Origin of the sequence: Algoriphagus sp. (assembly GCF_024642405.1) — a bacterium.
In the GTDB taxonomy this organism is placed as follows: Bacteria; Bacteroidota; Bacteroidia; order Cytophagales; family Cyclobacteriaceae; genus Algoriphagus.
Genome location: NZ_JAHEBC010000212.1, coordinates 1 through 6717, shown reverse-complemented (window position 1 = coordinate 6717; position 6717 = coordinate 1). Strand labels below are relative to the sequence as shown.

At 38.0% G+C, this 6717-nt stretch carries 7 protein-coding genes; all 7 read left to right on the top strand.

Annotated elements, in window-relative coordinates; all coding sequences use genetic code 11:
• The coding region (locus Q0L68_RS14315) for a histidine kinase (protein ID WP_296704489.1) at window positions 1-676 on the top strand (676 nt) is incomplete at its 5' end.
• Window positions 663-1418 carry an ATP-binding protein gene (locus Q0L68_RS14310; protein WP_296704486.1) on the top strand — a complete coding sequence of 252 codons (756 nt, stop codon included), beginning with the start codon at window positions 663-665 and terminating at the stop codon, window positions 1416-1418. The genes Q0L68_RS14315 and Q0L68_RS14310, both read left to right, overlap by 14 nt.
• Window positions 1419-1479: 61 nt before the next feature.
• The gene (locus tag Q0L68_RS14305; protein WP_296704484.1) at window positions 1480-2106 is read left to right on the top strand and encodes a response regulator transcription factor; all 627 of its coding nucleotides are present in this window, start codon (window positions 1480-1482) and stop codon (window positions 2104-2106) included.
• A gap of 4 nt (window positions 2107-2110) precedes the next feature.
• The gene (locus Q0L68_RS14300) at window positions 2111-3157 is read left to right on the top strand and encodes a Gfo/Idh/MocA family oxidoreductase (RefSeq protein ID WP_296704482.1); all 1047 of its coding nucleotides are present in this window, start codon (window positions 2111-2113) and stop codon (window positions 3155-3157) included.
• A 55-nt stretch (window positions 3158-3212) separates the two neighbouring features.
• Complete coding sequence (locus Q0L68_RS14295) at window positions 3213-3647, top strand: outer membrane insertion C- signal (RefSeq protein WP_296704480.1); 435 nt, start codon at window positions 3213-3215, stop codon at window positions 3645-3647.
• 141 nt (window positions 3648-3788) lie between these two features.
• Entirely contained in the window at window positions 3789-5255 is a 1467-nt protein-coding gene (locus tag Q0L68_RS14290; protein WP_296704477.1) for a glycine--tRNA ligase, read from the top strand.
• Between the two features lie 200 nt (window positions 5256-5455).
• On the top strand, window positions 5456-6717 hold a 1262-nt coding region (gene htpG / locus Q0L68_RS14285; protein ID WP_296704474.1), incomplete at its 3' end, for a molecular chaperone HtpG.

The window sequence follows — 6717 nt, the reverse complement described above, 5'->3', positions numbered from 1 at the left end:
TTTTCGATTGCCTAAAGTATTGAGGGCCAATAGTTTTTATTGGCTCCCTTTTTTGATTTTGTCTTTTACCCTCATCTATGAAAACATGGGGGCTTATACAAATTATAACTTTGAGTTTAAGAAAGCTGTAAATGAATTTTTAGGAAATAGTGAAAATCCCAGATATAATCTTTGGCTTTATAACATCACCAATAAACAAATCTCCACCATTCTTTACCTTTTTTTAATTAAATCTTGGCTAGAACCCTCCAAAAAGAAATACATCGACTGGATGATCGCTTTTTTTATATTAGCTGCCTTGGTACTTCAATTGACAGAAATTGAGCCCCTCTACTTAAATCAACCTATTATTTTTGCCATGGGGGCAAATATGATATTGTTAGGTAGTGGTCTATATTTTGTCGGTTTGATCAGCAATAATAGATATCTAGATGCTAATCCATTCAAGCTTGTTTCATTCTGGCAAATGACTTTTCTTCTATTTACGTATTCATTGACTTATATTAACTCTGTTGCTCTCCTATACCTTTTTGAGGTTAATCCTCAACTTGGAATGGGTATTTCTTATATTGATGTAGTAATGGGGATTTTCAATAGTGCGGTACTCGTATTGATTATTGCATCACCTTTATTACCTCGGCTATTCGAACAAGAACCATTTTATGAATCCAACTGAAGATCAGATTTACGTCATCATATTCGCAACCATATTTCTGGGTGGATTAATGTCCACTTTCGTTATTTCTATGGTTTTTATCCACAGACAGCGGCAGGCACAAAACCGCCAAAAAATGGATCAAATCAAATCCGAACATGAAAAGACCTTGTTGAATATTGAAAATGAAATTCAACAGGAAACCCTGACCTATGTTGGTAGGGAGTTGCACGATAACATTGGTCAATTACTTTCCTTAGCTAAGCTGTACTTAGGTTCTTCCAAACCTGAAAAGCAATCTGAAGGAAGGGAAACAATTAATCAGGTTATTACAGAGGTTCGTGCTCTTTCCAAAAATTTAAATTTGGATTGGGTTGAATCTCTCACGATTGTGGAATTTATCGAGGAGCAACTTGCAAAAATCGAATCGACTGGCTATTGTAAAACAAGTTTAGAATCTGAGTTGGAACTTGGAGATTTTCCAAAAGATCAGAAGCTGGTTCTAATACGTGTCATTCAAGAAATACTAAATAATGCCATGAAACATGCTTCTCCAGATTTGATTGCCATAAAAATCAAAAGTAGTGAAAATCAAAAAGTTATTGAAATTCAAGATAACGGAAAAGGATTTGATACCTCAATTGAATCAAATGGAAGTGGCATGTTTAATTTGAAAAAGAGAATGGAAACAATCGGTGGTAATTTCTCAATCACCTCTAGTGTAGGAAATGGTACACTTATCCATTTATTGTTGCCTAATTAAAAACCAAGACTTACTTTAATATCATAATAATTTAGAGATCAGTTCATTCACCCACCCAAAAATGATCAGAATAGCTTTAGCTGATGACCATAAACTTTTCGCTAAAGGATTGGAAGGTTTATTGGAAGAGTATGACGATTTGATTATTACTGGACTTTATCCAAACGGTCAAGAGTTAATTGACGCAATCGAACGTGATCTTCCGGATGTAATCCTGACCGATCTCAATATGCCTGTACTTGATGGTTTCGGAGTGTTGAAATATGCAAAATCTAATTTCCCTCAAATCAAAGTAGTTGTTCTTTCTATGTATGATGAAGAGAAAATTTATAAGACTTGCATGCAGGATGGGGCAGATGCTTTCATCCTGAAAGATGCGGATCCAGATGAACTAGTTTATACAATTCATGAGGTTTTTGAAGGAAGGCACCTGGCTAATTTTCAGCGGGTGATACAGCAGGCAAACCAGAGCTCATTCTATGACGCGTTTAGAGCGAAATTCAAATTGTCCAGAAGGGAAGTTCAGATTATTAAATTGATCAAAGAAGGTAGGCAAAACAAAGAAATTGCTGATGACCTGAATCTCAGTGTTCAGACGATAGAAACTCATAGAAAAAATATTCATGCAAAACTCCAGGTAAATTCACGGATTGAATTAGTGAATAAAGTCCAGGATATGCACTTATAAGACCATGAACACTCCAATCAGAACAGCAATTGTTGGCTTCGGCTCGGTTGCTGAAAAAATGCACGCCCCTTTAATAACCGTTTGTCAAGATCTTGATTTAGTGGCTGTGGTGGAGCGAAAAACAAACAAAAGTCAGAATAAATATCCATCCGTTACGATTTACCGAAGCTTGGAAGAACTTTTGGAGCATGGAGATGTGGATTTGGTGGTGATCACCACCCCCAATACATTTCACTTTTCTATGGCAAAGCAATGCTTGGAAGCTGGAAAGCATGTGGTGGTAGACAAACCAATCACTATTTTTTCCCACGAAGCAGAGGAACTTCAAGCATTAGCTGAAAAATCAGGTAAAATCTGCTCCGTGTTTCAGAATCGAAGGTTCGATGGAGATATCATGACCATTCAGAAACTTATAGAAGAAAATATTTTAGGAGATTTAGTCTATCTAGAATCTCATTTTGATCGGTTTAGACCAGAGCTCTCAGGGAATTGGAGAGAGGAAGCTGGGCCTGGAAATGGGGTTACTTATGATTTGGGCTCGCATTTATTAGACCAAGTAGTGATGATTTTCGGTAATCCGGATAGCATTCAAGCGGATATTCAAAAGCAAAGAAAAGGAGCCATGGCAGACGATCATTTTGATATTGTCCTTCATTATACAGGATTTAAAGCGAGAGTTACTGCTGGCACCTTGGTGAATGCTCCCACCCCAAAATATCTGTTGCTGGGGCAAAATGGATCTTACCAGAAATTTGGAATGGATGTTCAAGAACAAGCTTTCAAAGAGGGTATTTTGCCTGAAGGTGAAACCTGGGGTGTGGAACCTGAGGAGAATTGGGGAAAAGTTTTCCTCAGTTCAGAAACATTCTCCTATCCATCCATTCCTGGAGATTATCGGATTTTGTATTCTAATGTAGCAAATGCGATCTTAAATGGGAGTCCATTGAAAGTCACTATCCCACAAACTATCAGCGTTTTAAAAATGATAGAAGCTTCTTTTTTAAGTTCAAAAGAAAAAAGAACCATTTCCCAAACAGAAGGAAAATGGTAATAATTTAAGTTTGGCTCTTTCTTGGGATAAGAAATCTGAAATAATTCTAATCACCATGAAAAAACTAATTCTTCTTTCATTTTCAATTTTCGCATTTATCTCATTGGCGCACTCGCAAATCAGTGCAGGTATTAATCTTCAAAGCTCCGAGACTTTTGTTACGGTAGGTACCGACCCAAATAAGCAAGTCTTTGGGGAAGGTAGAATCGGAACTGGAAGAGATGTAGGCTTCGAGTTAATGGGAGCTTATAACATCGTAAAAAGAGAGGACGTGAGTTTCTTTGCAGGACTTGGATTAGGCCTAGACGACGAAAGAAATGACAGGGATAATGAGGATGATGATATTTACATCTCTATTCCTTTCGGACTTCTTGTTACTCCTTTTAATAGTAAAAATCTGGGGCTGATCCTTGAAGCAGCACCGATTATAGCAGACGATAATGGGGATTACTTTAGGGCAGGATTTGGATTTAAATACACCTTTAGGTGATAAAGTAAACTCAAAGAGAAGGCCATTTTATTTATAAAAGTTTGGCCTTTTTCTTTTTTGGAATAGATATTCATAGGATTGAAGTGATTTAAGACTTTTTATGCTCCTCAGATATCAATTTGTTTCTTTAATTTTGCCGCCATGGCAAAAACAGCAACTCCGGCGGAAAACGCCCAATTAAAAGATATAATTTCCCATGCCAAAGAGTATGGTTTTGTTTACCCAAGTTCTGAGATTTACGATGGCCTTCAGGCTGTCTATGATTATGGTGCTTATGGTGTCGAACTAAAAAATAACCTGAAGCGTCTTTGGTGGGAGACCATGACCAGAGTTCAGGATAATATTGTGGGCATAGATGCAGCGATTTTTATGCATCCTACCACTTGGAAAGCTTCTGGTCACGTGGATAGTTTCAACGATCCAATGATCGATAACAAAGACTCCAAGAAAAGATATCGAGCAGATGTGTTGGTAGAAGAGCATGCTGCGGTGTTCGAAAGATCTGGTGATGTTGAAAAAGCAAACTCTTTAACAGGTGCTTTGGCAAGAATGCTGGAGGCAGAAGATCTTGCAGGTGTACGTGACTTAATTATCAACGAAGGCATCAAATGCCCAATTTCTGGTACTTCCAACTGGACCGATGTTCGTCAGTTCAACTTGATGTTTTCTACGCAAGTAGGTTCTGTGGCGGAAGATGCCTCTACGATTTATTTAAGACCAGAAACAGCTCAGGGTATTTTCGTCAACTTTCTAAATGTGCAGAAAACTGCCAGAATGAAGGTTCCTTTCGGGATTGCCCAGATCGGTAAAGCCTTCAGAAATGAGATTGTTGCCCGTCAGTTTATTTTCCGAATGCGGGAATTCGAACAGATGGAGATGCAATTCTTCGTTCGTCCTGGTACCGAATTGGAATGGTATAAAGTATGGGCTGAAACCCGTATGAACTGGCATTTGGCTCTGGGAACTCCAGTGGAGAAACTTAGAAAACATGACCATGAGAAATTGGCTCACTATGCCAATGCTGCCATGGATATTGAATATGATTTCCCTTTTGGTTTTAAAGAAGTCGAAGGAATTCACTCCAGGACTGATTTTGATCTGAAATCCCATCAGGAGTTTTCTAAAAAGAAACAGCAATACTTTGATCCGGAAGTAAACCAAAATTACATTCCTTATGTCATCGAGACTTCTATCGGTGCAGATCGTTTGTTCTTGTTGACACTTTGCAATGCTTTTACTGAAGAAAATACCGAAGAGAAAAGCAGAACTTATTTGAAGTTCCATCCTGCAATCGCTCCTGTGAAAGCGGCTATTCTTCCAATTACCAAGAAAGATGGATTACCAGAAAAGGGAAAAGAGATTGTGGAGTTGTTGAAATATGATTTCAATATTATTTATGAAGATGCAGCTTCCATCGGAAAGCGTTATACAAGACAGGATTTGATCGGAACTCCATTTTGTATTGCGGTAGATCATCAGACGTTAGAGGATAATACAGTTACTATCCGTCATCGTGATACAACAGAGCAGGAAAGAGTACCTATTTCTGAACTTCATGGAAGAATCGCTGAGGCTACAAGCTTTAGAAGAGTTTTTGAGAAGTTGTAAACTTTGGAAAAGCGATTTAATTATAAAACTTGATAAGAGAATGAGCTTGGCATTTTGCCAAGCTTTTTTCATTCTACATTATTCCGTTCGATCAGATCAAAACTCCTGTTTCTGTCATCTTGTCACTTTTTTTCAAATGGAACAACAGTTGCAATTCTCTGCCCGACAAACATTGTGTTTAACTAAACTAATTTATAGCCATGCAGGAAAAAGGCACCATCTCGATTCATACCGAGAACATTTTCCCAATAATCAAGAAGTTTCTCTATTCTGACAATGAGATTTTTCTTAGAGAACTGGTATCGAATGCAGTCGATGCAACCCAAAAAATCAAAAGACTAGCGACATTAGGTCAGTATACCGGCGAACTTGGTGACATTACTGTGGAAGTAAGTTTTGACGAAAAAAAGAAAACCATCACGATCTCTGATAAGGGGCTTGGGATGACTGCAGAGGAAATCAAAAAGTACATCAACCAAGTAGCCTTTTCTGGAGCAGAGGAATTTGTAGAGAAGTTTAAGGATGCCAAAGATGCCAATGAGATCATCGGTAAATTTGGTTTGGGCTTCTATTCAGCTTTCATGGTTGCTGACAAAGTAGAAATCAATACCCTTTCCTACCAAGAAGGAGCTGAAGCTGCTAAGTGGACTTGTGACGGAACTACTTCATTTGAAATCAAGAAAGGAAAAAGAAAAGATCGCGGGACGGATGTTATACTTCATATCAATAAAGACTCTGAAGAATTTTTAGACAAATGGAAGCTTCAGGGAATTCTGGACAAATACGCGAAGTTCCTACCTATTCCAATCAAATTTGGTACGAAGACCGAATCTGTAGAAGATGGCTTGGATGACAAAGGCGAGAAGAAATGGAAGTCTGTGGAAGTGGATAATATCATCAACACAACGGCTCCAATCTGGACTAAATCTCCAAGTGATTTAACAGATGAGGATTATTTGAAGTTCTACAAGGAGCTTTACCCAATGTCAGAAGATCCACTTTTCTGGATTCACTTAAATGTGGATTATCCATTCAATTTGACGGGAGTTTTATATTTCCCAAAAGTGAAAAACGAATTCGAACTTCAGAGAAATAAGATCAAGTTATATAGTCGCCAAGTCTTCATTACGGATGAGGTAAAAGACATTGTTCCAGAATTCTTGATGTTACTTCATGGAGTGATTGATTCTCCGGATATTCCCCTAAACGTATCGAGAAGCTTCTTGCAGGCGGATGGAAATGTGAAGAAAATCAATTCATACATCACCAAGAAAGTTGCTGATAAGCTTGCGGAGCTTTACAAAAAAGATAGAAAAGCCTACGAAGAGAAGTGGGATGACATCGGATTATTCGTGAAATACGGGATGATCTCTGAGGAGAAATTTTACGAAAAAGGAAAAGACTTCGCTTTGCTAAAAAATACGAATGGCGAATTCTTCACTTTAGAAGAATACCAATCCAA